Below are 15,239 nucleotides of genomic sequence, written 5' to 3'. Positions count from 1 at the left end.
CGGCGTCGCGCCCACCCGACAATGCTCATGGAGAGACGGGATGACGGATGTAACGACGATAGACATTGCGGGCATAGGCATCGGCCCGTTCAATCTGGGCCTGGCCGCGCTGCTCGATGGCCACCCCGAGGTGAGTCATCTGTTCCTGGAACGCAAGAGCGAGTTTCGCTGGCACGAGGGCCTGCTCCTTCCCGGCACCACCTTGCAGGTGCCCTTTCTTGCGGACCTGGTGACCATGGCCGATCCAACCCACCCGTTGAGCTACCTCAATTACCTGCATCACCACGATCGGCTGCACGCGTTCTATTACTACGACAACTTCCAGGTACCTCGGCTGGAATACGACCACTACTGCCGCTGGGCAGCGCAGCGCCTGGGTGCCTGCCGTTTCGACGAGGAAGTCTGCGAGGTGACCCATGACGCCGACACCCAGCGCTTCCTGATCCAGAGCCAGTCGATCTCGGGGTTCAAGCGTCATTACCGCAGCCGACACCTGGCCGTAGGCATCGGCACCCAGCCCCTGCTGCCCCAGTGGGCACAGGTCAGGAGCACTGCGCCGATCATGCACTCGGCGCAATTCGGCAAACGCCAGGCGGAGCTGGCCGAGTGCCGGCAGGTTACCGTCATCGGTTCCGGGCAAAGCGCAGCGGAATGTGTACTGGCACTGTTCAGCGAACTGACGCCGGCGCGGGTCGCGGCAGGCGCCTCGATCCGCTGGATCACGCGCTCGCCGGGCTTTCATCCGATGGAATACTCAAAGCTGGGCCAGGAATGCTTCACCCCTGCCTATATGGACTACTTCCATAGTCTGGCGCCCGAGCGACGGCGCGAAGTCGTTGCCGGGCAAGGGCTGCTGTACAAGGGCATCAGTTTTTCGACCATCGGCGCCTTGTACGACCTGATCTACGAGCGCTCCATCGGCGGGCGTGACCCAGGGCTGACCTTGCTGTCGAACTGCGATGTGCAGCGTGTGGAGGATGTTCACGGCGCACTGCGTATCGCCTACCGGCACCGTGAACTGGACCAGACCGGCACCCTCGAAGCGGACGCTATCGTTGCGGCGACGGGCTACCGGCACACCTGGCCGCAGTGGTTCGAACGGCTCAAGGACACACTGCTGGACACCGACAGCTATGGTGACTGCGTGGTGCAGGCGGATTTCACCGCGCGCCGCCGTGACGACGGCGTCGGCAAGATCTTCATCCAGAACGCGGAAATCTTTCAGCACGGCGTCGGCTCACCCGACCTGGGCATCGCCCCGACGCGCAACGCCACCATCGTCAACCAACTGCTGGGGCGCGCCCGCTACCGACTGCCGAAACGCTCGTCTTTCCAGCGCTACGGCATGCATCAGGACTGAACCGCGCCATCGCACCCCTCCGTAGGAGCGGTCCGTGGCCGCGAAAAGGACACCGCGGTCAGCCTGACACACCGCAGTGAACCCTTCGCGGCCGATGACCGCTCCTACAGTGAGTCGCGCTACATCCGTAGGAGCGGTCCGTGGCCCCGAAAAGGACACCGCGGTCAGCCTGACACACCGCGGTGAACCCTTCGCGGCCGATGACCGCTCCCACAGGGAATCGCACTACATCCGTAGGAACGGTCAGTGGCCGCGAAAAGGACACCGCGGTCCGCCTGACACACCGGAGTGAACCCTTCGCGGCCGGTGACCGCTCCCACAGGGAATCGCACAACATCCGTAGGAGCGGTCCGTGGCCGCGAAAAGGACACCGCGGTTAGCCTGATACACCGCGGTGAACCCTTCGCGGCCGATGACCGCTCCTACAGGGGACGGCGCTAGACGCTCAACTGCCCCACTGATGCTTTTGCTCCTTCCCTGTCAGTGAACGCGGTCAACACCTGCTCGATTGCGCGGCTGACACGGTCCATCTGCATGGCGCTGTAGCGGGCAGTCTGATAGGTGACGACCAGTCGCAACGAGCGCTGGCCCTCAAACATGTTTTCCATGATTTCGAACTGCATGCCGAACATCGACTGGCTCTTTTCCGGGTCGACCTGCCGATAGCGGATCGCTTCGCCGTCGGCCCCACGCAGCGCGCCATTCAAGGCGTTGTTGGCGTGGATCTGAATGTAGACGTCGAACAGCAGGCCGTCCGCAGGCGTCATTCCCAATGCCTGCTGGATCTGCTCCAGCGGCACGTCGGCGTAGGCCATGGAATCATTGATCAGGCTGCTGACTGTCTCGACCATAGACCCCAGTGCCTGCTGCGCATCGAAGCGCACGCGATGGGCGACCATGGTGGTGAAGTAGCCGACCGTGTTGTAGTAGGCCGGATCGGTGCGTCCGGAAGCCGAGGTACCGATCACCAGTTCCTCGAGGCCGCCGACCTTGTGCAAGGCCAAGGCAATGGCGGTGTACAGCACGCCGAACAGGGAAGCACTGTTGTGCCTGGCAAACCGCTGCAGGCCATCGGTCAGCGCCTGGCTCGGGGTGATCTCGAACCATTGTGCCTGGATGCCGGATTCGCTCGCACGCGCGCCGGCCGCACCGGCTTGGTCAGGCAACTGCAGGCCGCGCGTGGCATCGCCCAGCATGTCGGTCCAGTAGGCCAGGTGCCGTGGGTCGATGCCGGCAATTCGAGCGTGCGTGGCGTACTCGTGAAAGGCCGGCGCCGGCTCGTGCCAGACCGGCACCCGGTCGGCGGCGCGCGCGGCGTAGGCCTGGCTCAGGTCCTGCATCAGCACGTTGAGCGACCACTCGTCGATGGCCATGTGGTGGACGAGTAGCGAAAGCGTTTGCCCCGCCTGTTGCCCGTCACGCAGGAAGCGCACGCGCATCGGCAGCTCGCGGGACAGGTCGAAAACATGCCCCGCTTCGCTGGCCAGGCTGGCACCCTCGCTGTGCTGACTGGACCAGAACCAGCGGTACTGGCTCAAGCGCTCGAGGGGTACCTGCCGCTGGTAGGGTTCGCCTTCATCGAAATGAAAGGTCGTGCGCAGGCTGGCATGGCGCTCGACCAGATCGTGGAAGGCCTGCTCGAAAACGGCCTCGTCGACCGGTTCGCGAAACGCCACGGCGAACGGCAGGTTGAAGATCGTGCCGAAATCGAAGGCGGCGTACGCACGCCCGAGCGACGCCTGCGCCGGTGCGAAAGGGGCGGTTCGCACAGGTGTCGACGAGGCCACTGCAGCGGCCAATGCACGCTGTTCGCGGCGACGTGCCCGTTGTGCCAGCGCGCCCGCCGTGGACGCGCTGAAGAAGTCGTTGAAGTCCACCTCCACGCCGTGGCTGTCTGCAAGTTTGCCGATGATTCGCGTCGCCAGCAGGGAATGGCCACCAAATTCGAAGAAGTCGTCTTCCAGCGTCATGCCCGGCTCCGCCAGCGTGTTGCGGAACTCGCCGAGGATCAGCGCGGCCATGGCGTCGGCATCGTTCGACACCTGGGGGTCGGCCGATGGCGAAGCCAGCGGTGGGCTGTCGGTGGCCTGGCGCATCAGCCACGGCAGGTGCGGCACGCCCACGGGACGACCGTCGTAGGCATCCAGGACCAGTCGATACAGGTCGTCTTCGCGACAGGTCTGGTCCAGCACCTCATGCAGCACGAACCCGAGGATCACGCCCTGCCCGGTCTGGATCACCAGGGCAGCGAGCGGCGCCTGGGTTTCGGCGTCCCAGGGCGACGCCTGACGGGCCAGCAGCAGGTCGCCTGCCTGCGCCTGAGTATCGACGTGCAGCACGGCGACACAGGCTTGCCAATCCTCGGCCGTGACCTTGCGCAACTCGCCTTCATCGTCGAACAGATAACGGGCATTGAGCGCCGGCAGTGCATCGATGACCGCCCTCAGGGCGGACTCCAGGCGCTGGGTATCGAATGCGCAGCCCAGCGACCAGGCGCAGAAATGCTTGCGGATCTGCTCGGGATACTGCTGCTGGAGCAGCCACGCCTGCTCTTCATGGGGCGTAAGCGGCGTCTGCAATACGTTGTCAGGACGGGTTTCCATCATGGAAATAAGCACCTTGGTTGGCAGGAAAAACAAGGCCGCGGCCGATGCATGAACGCGGCAGGACGGCGAGGAAGAGCGGTGCGTTTGCACTCGCGAAACAAACACCGTATCGTGCAAATGATAATCATACTTATTAGCATTCGTCAAAATCGCAGCGTCGACATGGGGTGGGGAAAGGCATCGTGGACAACGGATCGTTCGCGCTCAGACAACAAGTGGAGCGGCTCTACAAAGATCATCACGGCTGGCTCAGCGGCCTTTTGCGACGCAAGCTGGGCAACTCGACGGACGCCGCGGACCTGGCGCACGACATCTACCTCAACCTCATCCGCAAGGGCGCCGTGCCAGCGCCCGAGCACTGTCGCTGCTACCTCACGCAGATCGCCAAGGGCATGCTCATCGACCTCTACCGTCGTCGCAGCCTGGAAGCCGGGCACCTGGAACGCCTGAGGCACCAGGACGTGCCACTGGGGCCATCGGAAGAGAGTCGCGCCCTGGCGTTCGAAGCACTGACCCAGGTCGACGCCGTCATCAACCAGCAGCCGGCCAAGGCCCGCCAGGCCCTGCTCCTGCATCGCCTGAGCGGAATGGGCCATCGCGAAATCGCCAGTCAGATCAATGTGTCGGTGTCGTCCGTGGAGAAGTACATCGCCAGCGCCATGCGCGCCTGCCAGCCCTTCGCCAGCGATCGCTGCAGCCATTGAGGAATATTCGCCGTCGCTCGTAATACACGGTAAGCACCGTGCATCCACGACCTGTGCCGAGCCTGCACACCTTGCCGAGGGCCCTGCCCTCTTTACGGAGATTCAATGAGCGCCGCACCCGCTACCGACCCCCCTGTCGCCGAAGGCGCGATATCCCAGCTGCTCAGGCCCATTCGTGGCCGTTTGATCGTGGCGGCCATCTTCGCCGGCCTGGGTACCGCCCTGACCTTGCTGCCACTGGCCGCAATCGCCTACCTCGCCGGCCTGGCGCTGGACCCTGCCGACGGCGATGTCTGGGCGCTGGAGTCGACTGCGCACGTGTGGCCCGTCATCGCCGGCAGCCTGGCCTGCCTGATGCTGGGCATGATCCTGGTCTCGCTGGGCGAAATGCTCGCTCATCTGCTCGACAACCAGATCACCTCACACCTGCGCCTGGCCATTACCCGCAGGCTGGGCAAGGTGCCGTTGGGCTGGTTCACCGCGCGGGCCTCGGGCGAGATCAAGCAGGCGATGCAGGATGACGTCGATACCCTGCACAGCCTGACCGCGCATTTCTACACCACGGTCGGTCGCTCGCTGGGGGCGGTGTCGTTCGCCACGGTGTACCTGTTCGCCACGGACTGGCGCATGGCAGTCATCTCGCTGCTGCCCTTTCCGCTGTTTTTCCTGTTCGTTTCCAGGGCGACCCAGGCAAGCAGCGCCAACATGCAGGCGTTCGGCGCCGGGATGGCGCGCATCAACAACGCCGTGGTCGAATTCGTCAACGGCATCACCGTGGTCAAGTCCTTCGGTATCGAGGGCAAGGCCCAGGCCAACTACCGTGAGGCCGTGGACGGCTTCGCGCTGGCGTTCGAGGATTTCGCCCGCCCCCTGGTCAGTGCCATGGCCAATGCCCATGCGCTGATCACCCCGGTGGTGGTGCTCGGCATCGTGCTGGCGTTCGGCACGCTGTTCACCTGGCTGGGCTGGATCGAAGCCATCGACCTGCTGCCCTTCGTCCTGGTGGCGCCCAGCCTGTGCGCGCCCTTGCTGCTGCTCAGCTACATCACCCATGACCTGCACAACGCAACGGGCGCGGCCCTGCGCATTCAGCAATTGCTGGCCACCCCGGAACTGGCCAGGCCAACGGCTGCAGCCATCGACCTGCCGGCACGAACCGAACTGCAGGTGCAGAACCTGAGCTACAGCTACGACGGCGAAACGCCGGCGTTGAGCAACATCGATCTAACCCTCAGGCCCGGCACGGTCACGGCCGTGGTGGGGCCGTCCGGCGCTGGCAAGTCGACCCTGGCGCGCCTGTTGTTGCGCTTCTTCGACCCGGATACCGGGCGCATCACCCTGGGTGGCGTCGACCTGCGCCAGATCGACAGCACGCAGTTGTATCGGCATATCGGCTTCGTACTGCAGGACGTGCGCCTGATCCACGCCAGCCTGCGCGACAACATCGCCCTGGGCCGCGCCTCGGCCAGCCTCGACGAGATCGAGCAGGCAGCGCGCCTGGCCAACGTGCACGAGCGGATCATCGCCCTGCCCCGTGGCTACGATTCGGTGGTGGGCGAAGACGCGCAACTGTCCGGAGGCGAACTGCAGCGAGTCAGCATTGCCCGCGCCATGCTGCTCGACCCGGCCGTGCTGGTCCTCGACGAAGCCACCGCCGCCGCCGACGCCGAGAACGAGGTGCACATCCAGCAGGCCCTTTCACGCTTCGCCCAGGGCCGCACCGTGCTGGTGATCGCCCACCGTCTGGATACGGTGATGCACGCCGACCACATCATCCTGATCGACCACGGCAGCATTCAGGAGCAAGGCACCCACGCGCAATTGCTCGCCACTGGCGGCCGGTACGCCCGGCTGTGGCAAGCGGGCGACTACCCGAACACCGAGCTTGCGGAGCACGGCCCATGCTGAACACTTTCCTGCGGCTGCTGGGCAACGACGCCGACGTGCTCTATCGCTACCTGGGGCTGACCCTGCTGTACGGGCTGCTCAACGGGCTGACCATCGTCGCCGTGATACCCGTGCTCACCGGGTTGCTGGGCCACGACATCACGGCCGCCACGCGCGGGCTGGTCCCGATGCTGGTCGGCGCAGGGTTGTGCTGGGCGCTGCGTCGGGTGGTCGAGAAAGCCGGCGTACGCTTCGGCATGGCCGTGCTGCAAACCGGCCGCCATCGCTTGAGCGAGCACGTCGCGCGACTGCCGGTCGGCTGGTTCGACCCAGACAACACCGCTCGTCTGAGCCATGTCTCGACCCAGGGCATGATGGCCTTGGCACAACTGCCCGCCCACGTCCTGACGCCCCTGATCACCAGCGTCATCACCCCGCTGGCAGTAGTGGCCGGGCTGTTCTGGTTGAATCTGCAGATGGCCCTGATCGCCTCGGTGACCCTGCCGCTGTTGCTTGCCGTGTTCACCCTGACGGCCCGGATGGGGCAACGCAGCGACGCCCGATTCCATGCCAGCAGCGCCCGAGCCAGTCGGCGCATGGTGGAGTTCGCCCAGGCCCAGTCGGTCCTGCGCGCATTCAACGGCGAAGACGGTGGCGCACGGTTTGTGCAGCAGGCGATTGCCGGCCAGCAGCAGTCGGCCCGGCGCCTGATTCACGTCTCGGCCATGTCGGTGGTACTCAACAGCTGGGCCGTCCAGGCCAGCTTCGCAGCACTGCTGGCAGCTGCCGGGTGGGCGTTGCACTCGTCTGCCGGCAGCGCGACACCCGCTTCGATGGCAGCGCTGGTGGTGGCGCTGGTGCTGGCCAGTCGGTTCATCGACCCGCTGCTGGAGGTCGCCAGCTACAGCGAAGTGTTGCGCGGCGCGCGCGGACAACTGGCCGTGGTCGATGAGCTGTTCGCCGTGCAGCCGCTGCCGATGCCGCAGACAGCGGCGGAGCCTGCCGACAACAGCGTGGCGTTCGACGACGTGAGCTTCGGCTACACCGCCGACCAGGCGCCGATCCTGCAGGGGATCAACCTGCACATCGCGGCGGGAAGCATGACCGCCGTGGTCGGCGCCTCAGGATCGGGCAAGACCACTCTGGTGCGATTGATCGCGCGCTTCTTCGACGTTGGCCAGGGCAGCGTACAGATCGGCGGTGTGGACGTTCGGCAGCTGTCCAGCGCCTGGCTGGCGGCGCAGACCAGTCAGATATTCCAGGACGCCTACCTGTTCCAGGGCAGCATCGCCGCCAACATCGGCGTCGGCAGGGCCGATGCCAGTCGCGAGCAGATCCTGCAGGCTGCCGAGCAGGCCGGCGTGCTGGAGATCGTCGCACGTTTGCCGCACGGGCTCGACACCCAGGTCGGCGAAGGCGGCGCACGGCTTTCCGGCGGCGAGCGCCAGCGCATCGCGATTGCCCGGGCACTGCTCAAGGATGCGCCGATCCTGCTGATCGACGAAGCCACCTCGGCCCTCGATGCCGAAAACCAGGCAGCCATCGCGCGAACCCTGGCCCGGTTGCGCGGCAAGCGCACGCTGGTGGTGATCGCGCACCAGCTGTCGACGGTGGAAATGGCCGACCAGATCGTGGTGCTGGAGAGTGGGCGCATCGCCGAACGGGGCAGCCATGCCCAGCTCAGCCGCCAGGCCGGGCCCTACGCGCGCTTCCTGGCGCAGCGACGCGCCGCCAAGGGTTGGCGGCTGGCCGCGGCAGCGGCGGACGAGGACGCTACGTGAGGGCGGCGAGCTGGCCGGTTGCATTCCTGCTGCTGTGCGGGCTGTCCTTGACGCTGGGGGTCAAGGAGGTGTCCTGGAGCGAGCTGTGGAATTTCTCCGGCGATGCCTGGCTGACCCTGACCGCCAGCCGTCTGCCGCGCCTGGTGGCACTGGTGTTGACCGGTGCCGGGCTGGCCATGTGCGGGGTGATCCTGCAGCAGATCGTGCGCAACCGCTTCGTCGAACCGGCCACCTGCGGCGGCCTCGATGCAGCCAAGCTGGGAATCCTGGTCGCGCTGACCGTCGCTCCGGCCTCGAGCAGTACGGTCAGAATGCTGTTCGCCCTGGGCTTCTGCTTTCTTGCCAGCGTGCTCTTCGTGGCGATCATTCGCCGCATCCAGTTCAAGAGCGTGGTGCTGGTACCCGTGGTCGGCCTGATGTACGGCAGCGTGCTCAACGCGATGGCCGAATTCCATGCCTATCGCCACAACCTTCTGCAGAGCATGCAGGGCTGGATGCTCGGCGACTTCTCCAAGATCGTGCAGGGCAACTACGAAATCATCTATCTGATCCTGCCGATCGTGCTGCTCACCTACCTGTTCGCCCAGCGCTTCACCATTCTGGGCATGGGCGAAGGCATGGCCAGCAGCCTGGGGGTGAATTACGCCGCCAACGCCGCCGTGGGCCTGATGCTGGTGGCCGTGTGCGTATCGGCGACGGTGATCACCGTGGGGGCGATACCTTTCGTGGGCCTGGTGGTGCCCAACCTGGTGGCGCTCTACCGCGGCGAAAACCTGCAGCGCACGCTGCCTATCGTGGCGCTGTGCGGGGCGGCGCTGCTGCTGGTCTGCGACATCATCGGGCGCCTGCTGATCTACCCCTTCGAGGTGCCGATCGGCTTGACCGCAGGCAGCATCGGCGGCGTGGTGTTCCTGATCGTGCTCCTGAGAAAGTACACATGAGCCCGAACACGACCCGCTACGGACTCTGGCTCTCGGTACTGACGTTGGCCGTGGCTTTCGTGCTGCTGGGCTCGGGAATGGATTTCGCCTACGTGATCCCGCGACGCCTGATTCGTCTGGCCGCCATGGTCATCGCCGGTGTCTGCATCGGCTACTCCTCGGTGATGTTCCAGACGATCGTCGGCAACCGCATCCTGACTCCAGCGGTCATGGGTTACGAGTCCATCTACCTGCTGTTCCAGGCCCTGTTGATCCTCTGCCTGGGCACACACAGCCTGGTACTGCTCGGCCGGGGCGGCAACGCGCTGCTGTCGATCGTGCTGATGCTCGGCTATTCGTGGCTGACCCACCATTGGCTGTTCCGCGATGGGCGCGGCAACGTCTACCTGCTGTTGCTGCTGGGGCTGGTGTTGAGCATGGTGATGGCTACCTTCACCCAGTTCATCCAGTTGAAGATCAGTCCAGGCGAGTTCTCGATCCTGCAGGGCTTCAGCTATGCCTCGTTCAACCGGGCCCGGCTGGACCAGGTAATCTACGGCGGCGTGCTGGTCGTCGGCGCATGCCTGCTGGTGCACCGTACCTTGCCGGTACTCGATGTACTGGCGCTGGGCCGCGACCAGGCCGTCTCGCTGGGCGTCGACTACGCGCCCAGCGTGCGCCTGCAACTGGCGCTGATCGCCGTGCTGGTGGCCGTGTCCACCAGCCTGGTCGGCCCCACCGCCTTCATGGGGGTGATCGTCGCCAACATCAGCTACGCCCTGGCCCGCACCGCGCGCCACCACGCCACCCTGCCGACCGCCTGCGGTGTCGCCATCGGCGTGTTCATCGTTGCCCAGTACCTGGTCGAGCAGCTGTTCAACTACAACACCTCCGTCAGCATTCTCATCAACCTGGTGTGTGGCGTGTACTTCCTCACGCTGATGATCCGCACCCGAGGCAGCCCATGATCGCCCTCAGCCACGTGCACAAATCCTACGGCAGCACCCCGGTGCTGAACGACGTCAGCGTGCGGTTTCCGTCCGGCAAGGTGACCTCGTTGATAGGTCCCAACGGCGCCGGCAAGACTACCCTGCTGATGCTCATTGCCCGCCTGCAGAAGCCGTCGCAGGGCACCTTGACCCTGAACGGCCGCGACAGCGCCCGCATTGCCGTGCGCGATTACGCAAGGCAAGTCGCTACCCTGCGCCAGACCCAATCATTCAGCCTGCGCCTGACGGTCGAAGAACTGGTCGCCTTCGGTCGCTTCCCCTACAGCCAGGGCAACCTCACCGACGCCGACCACGCGGCAATCGACCAGGCCATCGGTTTTCTGTCCCTGCAGGCACTGCGCAGCTGCTACATCGACGAACTGAGCGGTGGACAACGGCAGCTGGCGTTCCTGGCCATGACCATCGCCCAGCAGACCGACTATCTGCTGCTGGACGAGCCGCTCAACAACCTCGACATGAAACACGCCGTAATGATCATGGGCGCCCTGCGCAGGCTGTGCGACGAACAGGGGCGCACGGTAATCCTGGTCGTGCACGACATCAATTTTGCCGCCAATTATTCCGACCACATCGTTGCCATGAAGAACGGCACCGTGCACAGCCAGGGCCCGGTCGCGCAGGTGGTCAACGAAGCATGCCTGCGCGATCTCTACGAACTGGATTTCGAAATCCTGCGCAGCGAACGCGGGTTCGTCTGCAACTATTTCAACCCCTCGACATCAAGGCAACCGATATGAACACCCCACACCACAAGGTCGCCGGTGGCCTGCTGGCATTGGCCATCAGCACGCTCTACGGCTGCGACCAACCCACGGCCGGGGTCACCCCACCCGCTGCCGTGCAAGCCGCGCCTGCCACCACCGCCTACACGCCGATCACCGTGAAGCATGCCCTGGGTACGACCACTATCGACAAGCTGCCGCAACGTGTCGTGGCCTTCGACATGAGCGAACTGGACAGCCTCGACCAACTCGGCGCGCCGGTAGTGGGCATCGCCAAGGACTACGTCGCCGACTTTCTGCTCAAGTACCGCGATGATCCGAACATCGCCGATGTCGGTACCACCATCGAACCCAACCTCGAGCGCCTGCACGCGCTCAAGCCCGACCTGATCCTGATCTCGCCGTTGCAGGCGCGCAGCTATGACGAGCTCAGCCAGATCGCACCGACGGTCTACGACGACATCGACCTGACCAACAAACAGGGCAATTTCATCGAAACGGCAAAGCGTCACCTGACCCTGCTTGGCCGCATCCTGAACAAACCGGCATTGGCCGAGGAAAAGGTCGCGCTGATGGATGCCAAGGTCGAGCAGACGCGCAAGGTCACCGAGGGGCGTCCCGAGAAAGCGCTGATCGTGCTGCACAACAATGGCGCCTTCACCTCATACGGCGTGAAATCGCGCTACGGCTTCATTTTCGACACTTTGGGCGTGAAGCCCGCCAGCAGCGACATCGAAGCCGGGCTGCACGGCCAGCCGATCTCCAACGAGTTCATTCAGCAGGCCGACCCGGACATCCTCTATGTCATCGACCGCACCGCCGTCATGGAACGACGCCCGGCGCTGAACCTGGACAGCCTGGACAACCCCCTGCTGCGCAAGACCAAGGCATGGACCCAGGGCCGGGTGATCTTCGTCGACGCCCGCACCTGGTACCTGTGCACCGCCAGCGTGACGTGTCTTTCACGCATGGCTGATGAGGTGATGGAGGGCTACGCACACTGATCCGAAGCGGCAAATGTGGCCGCGAGGCAACGGTCGGTCACGGCGACGAGAATTATTATCGAATGTTAATCTTTTCCATTGAGGACATTTCGTTTTGTTTCGGAACCCTAGTGAGCCTTCACTCATTACCGAACCGAAAGGAATCCAGCATGTTGCCACACCGTCACCCGCGACCCGCGAATCCAGCACCGGCAGCACCGACATTCGCCCTGAGCCGTACCTGCACCGCCGTGCACATGGCTTTGCTGTTCGGCCTGAGCGGCGTTGCGATGGGCGCCCTCGGCGAGACGCAGGAGCAGGCTGAAAAAGCTCGCACAGCGCCCGACAAAGGCAGCCTGGTGCTGTCCGAGACCACTATCGAAGGCACCCAGGACACGCTCGGCACCCTGATGCCCGAGTACGCCGGCGGACAAGTGGCAACCGGTGGGCGGGTCGGCCTGCTCGGCAACAAAGACATCATGGAGACGCCCTTCAGCACCATCAGCTACACCGACAAATACATTCGGGACAGGCAGGCCAAGGACATCACCGACGTGATCGCCGCCACCGACCCGTCGGTGTTCAACAATGGTATCAAGGGCACCTACGGCGAGAACTATTCGATCCGCGGTTTCGGCGTGAGCGTCAGCGACATGACCGTCGACGGCCTCTACGGCATGGCGCCTTTCTACCGGGCATCGCCGGAAATGTACGAGCGTATCGAAGTGCTCAAGGGCCCCTCGGCGCTGCTCAATGGCATGCCACCCGGCGGCTCGGTGGGCGGCATCGTCAACTTGATTCCAAAACGCGCTGGCGATACCCCGCTGACGCGTCTGACCGGCACCTACCAATCGGATGCGCAGTTCGGTGGGCATCTGGACATCGGTCGACGCTTCGGCGAGGGCAACCAATTCGGTGTGCGCTTCAACGGTGTCTACCGTGACGGCGACACCGCCACCGATGACCAGTCGTCGCGCAACGTGCTGTCGTCGCTGGCGCTGGACTGGCACGGCGAGCGCGCCCGGCTGTCCGTCGACCTCTTCGACGCCGACGATCGTGTCAACGGTCAGAACCGCGGCATTGGCCTGGCTGCCGGCGTCGGCATTCCCAAGCCGCCGAAAGCGGGAACGCTGCTCAACCCTGACTGGGCCTACGTCGAAACCAAGGACAAAGGCGTCATCCTGCGCGGCGAGTACGACCTCAGCGACGCAGTGATGGCCTACGGTGCGGTGGGCACCAGCAAAACCCATTACCAATACAGCGGAGCCATATCCTCGGCCGTGATCAATGCGGCGGGTGATTTCAGAACGACCATGGGGCTGCTGAAAACCGAAATCGAGAAAACCTCGGCCGAGGTCGGCCTGCGTGGTCATTTCGATACGTTCGGCATCAATCACCAGTGGTCGGTGAACGCTACCCAATACAGTGACAAGGAAAAAAACTTCGGTCTTCGTGCAGTCCCCAATTCAATCGTGACTACCAACATCTACCACCCTGTCTGGGGAGCAAAATCGCCCGAGTCCTGGCCGCCGGTTTCGCACACCGAAAACGACCTGAAGAGCTACGGCATAGCCGACACCCTGTCGATGTTCGACAATCGTCTGCAGGTCACTGCGGGTGTACGCCGTCAGGAAGTGGTCACCGATACGTTCAGCGTCGTCACCGGCGCGCGCAACCGACCCAATTACGATACCCATGCCACCTCCCCTGCAGGCGCCATCCTGTTCAAGCTCACCGACAACCTGTCGCTGTATGCCAACTACATCGAGGGCCTGAGCAAGGGCGCCTCGGCGCCCGCGAGCGCCGCCAACGCCGGTGATGTGTTCGCGCCGTTCAAGTCCAAGCAGAAGGAAGTCGGCCTCAAGCTCGACCTGGGCACTTTCACCCACACCCTGGCGATGTTCGAGATCAAGCGCCCGAATGCCTACACCGACCCGGCCACCAATATCTATTCGTTCGGCGGTGAACAGCGCAACCGCGGCGTGGAGTGGGGTTTCTTCGGCTCGCCGATGATGGATGTGCGGCTGATGGGCGGTGTCGCCTACGTCGACCCGGAAGTGACCAAGAGCGCCGGTGGCGCCACGGACGGCAAGAAGGCCACCGGTTATCCCAAACTGCAGGGCAAGCTCGGCATGGAATGGGACACCCCCCTGCTTGAAGGCCTGACGCTGACCGCCAATGCCACGGCGGTTTCCGAGCAATACATCAACGCCGACAACAGCCTGTCCGTCCCCGGCTACACCCTCTTCGATGCCGGTGCGCGTTACACCACGCACGTCTCCAACAAACCCGTGACCTTGCGTGCCAACGTGCGCAACCTGACCGACAAGGATTACTGGGGGATGCCGCTCACCCAGAGCCTGGGGCTGGGCGCTCCGCGCACTTATGAGCTGTCGGCCAGCGTAGACTTCTAGAACCAGGCCGGCCCGTCGGCACTCGCTTCCCTGGGCGCAGGTCAACGTGCCGGCCCAGGGCCCTTTCGCGGCCACCGGCCGCTTCTACGAGGGCTCGGCTCGTTGGGTGGGAGCGCCCGTTCGCAGGCTCGACGCAGCGCAAATGAACTTGTGACCAGACGCGGTTACAGTCACTCTCTGTAGATCCCCGTCTACCGAGCCCTACCAACGTCATGACCCGCCAGCCCCCCGCTTTCCCCTCACGGGGCCCATCCGATCACAGCGTTCGCGATCAGATCGTCGAGGCCGCCATGGCCCACTTCGGCCATTACGGCTATGACAAGACCACGGTATCGGACCTTGCCAAGGCCATCGGCTTTTCCAAGGCCTACATCTACAAGTTCTTCGAATCCAAGCAGGCCATCGGCGAAATGATCTGCGCCAGCCGGCTGGCCATGATCATGGCCGTGGTCGACCAGGCCATGGGCGCAGCCAGCAGCCCGTCCGACAAGCTGACGCGTCTGTTCAAGGCCGTGGTGGAAGCCGGCAGCGAGCTGTTTTTCCATGATCGCAAGCTCTACGACATCGCCGCTGTCGCGGCGCGGGACAACTGGCCATCGGCGGCGGCACACGGCCAACGCCTGCATGGGCTGATCGAGCAGATCCTGCGCGAAGGCAGAGAAACCGGCGAGTTCGAACACCAGACACCTTTGGACGAGGCGAGCCATGGGGTCTTTCTGGTGATGCGGCCCTACATCAGTCCAGTGCAGCTGCAATACAACCTCGAGAGCGCCTCGCTCGCCGCCGCGCAACTGCCCGCCTTGATACTGAGGAGCCTGGCACCCTGGTATGTGACCATTGACTGATTTGGTC

Annotated in this window: 11 protein-coding genes; 10 read left to right on the top strand and 1 reads right to left on the bottom strand. The window is 64.2% G+C overall.

The features are described from left to right. Positions 1 to 40: 40 nt before the first annotated feature. Positions 41 to 1,360, top strand: a complete 1,320-nt coding sequence (gene basC, locus IFT44_RS00485; RefSeq protein ID WP_192175223.1) for a putative histamine N-monooxygenase — start codon at positions 41 to 43, stop codon at positions 1,358 to 1,360. Between the two features lie 437 nt (positions 1,361 to 1,797). Here the strand turns inward: basC and IFT44_RS00480 are convergent, their stop codons facing one another. Beyond that, complete coding sequence (locus IFT44_RS00480) at positions 1,798 to 3,966, bottom strand: condensation domain-containing protein (protein WP_192175222.1); 2,169 nt, start codon at positions 3,964 to 3,966, stop codon at positions 1,798 to 1,800. 182 nt (positions 3,967 to 4,148) lie between these two features. Between IFT44_RS00480 and IFT44_RS00475 the strand changes: the two genes are divergently transcribed. The 9 genes from IFT44_RS00475 to IFT44_RS00435 all read left to right on the top strand — a co-directional run bounded on the left by IFT44_RS00475 (position 4,149) and on the right by IFT44_RS00435 (position 15,232). Further along, positions 4,149 to 4,670 (top strand): sigma-70 family RNA polymerase sigma factor, encoded by a 522-nt coding sequence (locus IFT44_RS00475; RefSeq protein WP_122478551.1) that lies wholly within the window; start codon positions 4,149 to 4,151, stop codon positions 4,668 to 4,670. A gap of 105 nt (positions 4,671 to 4,775) precedes the next feature. After that, positions 4,776 to 6,578: an ABC transporter ATP-binding protein gene (locus IFT44_RS00470; protein WP_192175221.1), complete on the top strand. Its 1,803-nt coding sequence runs from the start codon at positions 4,776 to 4,778 to the stop codon at positions 6,576 to 6,578. Continuing rightward, a complete protein-coding gene (locus IFT44_RS00465) occupies positions 6,572 to 8,338 on the top strand; it encodes an ABC transporter ATP-binding protein (protein WP_192175220.1) in 1,767 nt (588 codons plus the stop codon). The genes IFT44_RS00470 and IFT44_RS00465 overlap by 7 nt, the downstream gene beginning before the upstream one ends. Continuing rightward, complete coding sequence (locus tag IFT44_RS00460; RefSeq protein ID WP_192175219.1) at positions 8,335 to 9,279, top strand: iron chelate uptake ABC transporter family permease subunit; 945 nt, start codon at positions 8,335 to 8,337, stop codon at positions 9,277 to 9,279. The genes IFT44_RS00465 and IFT44_RS00460 overlap by 4 nt, the downstream gene beginning before the upstream one ends. Continuing rightward, positions 9,276 to 10,226 carry an iron chelate uptake ABC transporter family permease subunit gene (locus IFT44_RS00455; RefSeq protein ID WP_192175218.1) on the top strand — a complete coding sequence of 317 codons (951 nt, stop codon included), beginning with the start codon at positions 9,276 to 9,278 and terminating at the stop codon, positions 10,224 to 10,226. The genes IFT44_RS00460 and IFT44_RS00455 overlap by 4 nt, the downstream gene beginning before the upstream one ends. Further along, positions 10,223 to 11,005 (top strand): iron ABC transporter ATP-binding protein, encoded by a 783-nt coding sequence (locus tag IFT44_RS00450; protein WP_192057320.1) that lies wholly within the window; start codon positions 10,223 to 10,225, stop codon positions 11,003 to 11,005. The genes IFT44_RS00455 and IFT44_RS00450 overlap by 4 nt, the downstream gene beginning before the upstream one ends. Beyond that, positions 11,002 to 11,994: a siderophore ABC transporter substrate-binding protein gene (locus IFT44_RS00445; RefSeq protein WP_122478563.1), complete on the top strand. Its 993-nt coding sequence runs from the start codon at positions 11,002 to 11,004 to the stop codon at positions 11,992 to 11,994. The genes IFT44_RS00450 and IFT44_RS00445 overlap by 4 nt, the downstream gene beginning before the upstream one ends. Positions 11,995 to 12,143: 149 nt before the next feature. Then, a complete protein-coding gene (locus IFT44_RS00440) occupies positions 12,144 to 14,387 on the top strand; it encodes a TonB-dependent receptor (RefSeq protein ID WP_244652062.1) in 2,244 nt (747 codons plus the stop codon). A 212-nt stretch (positions 14,388 to 14,599) separates the two neighbouring features. Further along, entirely contained in the window at positions 14,600 to 15,232 is a 633-nt protein-coding gene (locus IFT44_RS00435; RefSeq protein WP_192175217.1) for a TetR/AcrR family transcriptional regulator, read from the top strand. The last annotated feature ends 7 nt before the right edge of the window (positions 15,233 to 15,239 follow it).

Origin of the sequence: Pseudomonas sp. CFBP 13710 (assembly GCF_014842235.1) — a bacterium.
Classification (GTDB): Bacteria; Pseudomonadota; Gammaproteobacteria; order Pseudomonadales; family Pseudomonadaceae; genus Aquipseudomonas; species Aquipseudomonas baltica.
Note: the sequence above shows the minus strand (reverse complement) of the source record. Positions and strands in the feature narration are given on the sequence as shown.

What these genes read in the sequence shown, in the direction of transcription:
- basC (WP_192175223.1), top strand. Translation starts at nt 41, where the DNA reads ATGACGGATGTAACGACGATAGACATTGCGGGCATAGGCATCGGCCCG.
- IFT44_RS00480 (WP_192175222.1), bottom strand. Translation starts at nt 3,966, where the DNA reads ATGATGGAAACCCGTCCTGACAACGTATTGCAGACGCCGCTTACGCCC.
- IFT44_RS00470 (WP_192175221.1), top strand. Translation starts at nt 4,776, where the DNA reads ATGAGCGCCGCACCCGCTACCGACCCCCCTGTCGCCGAAGGCGCGATA.
- IFT44_RS00465 (WP_192175220.1), top strand. Translation starts at nt 6,572, where the DNA reads ATGCTGAACACTTTCCTGCGGCTGCTGGGCAACGACGCCGACGTGCTC.
- IFT44_RS00455 (WP_192175218.1), top strand. Translation starts at nt 9,276, where the DNA reads ATGAGCCCGAACACGACCCGCTACGGACTCTGGCTCTCGGTACTGACG.
- IFT44_RS00450 (WP_192057320.1), top strand. Translation starts at nt 10,223, where the DNA reads ATGATCGCCCTCAGCCACGTGCACAAATCCTACGGCAGCACCCCGGTG.
- IFT44_RS00445 (WP_122478563.1), top strand. Translation starts at nt 11,002, where the DNA reads ATGAACACCCCACACCACAAGGTCGCCGGTGGCCTGCTGGCATTGGCC.
- IFT44_RS00440 (WP_244652062.1), top strand. Translation starts at nt 12,144, where the DNA reads ATGTTGCCACACCGTCACCCGCGACCCGCGAATCCAGCACCGGCAGCA.
- IFT44_RS00435 (WP_192175217.1), top strand. Translation starts at nt 14,600, where the DNA reads ATGACCCGCCAGCCCCCCGCTTTCCCCTCACGGGGCCCATCCGATCAC.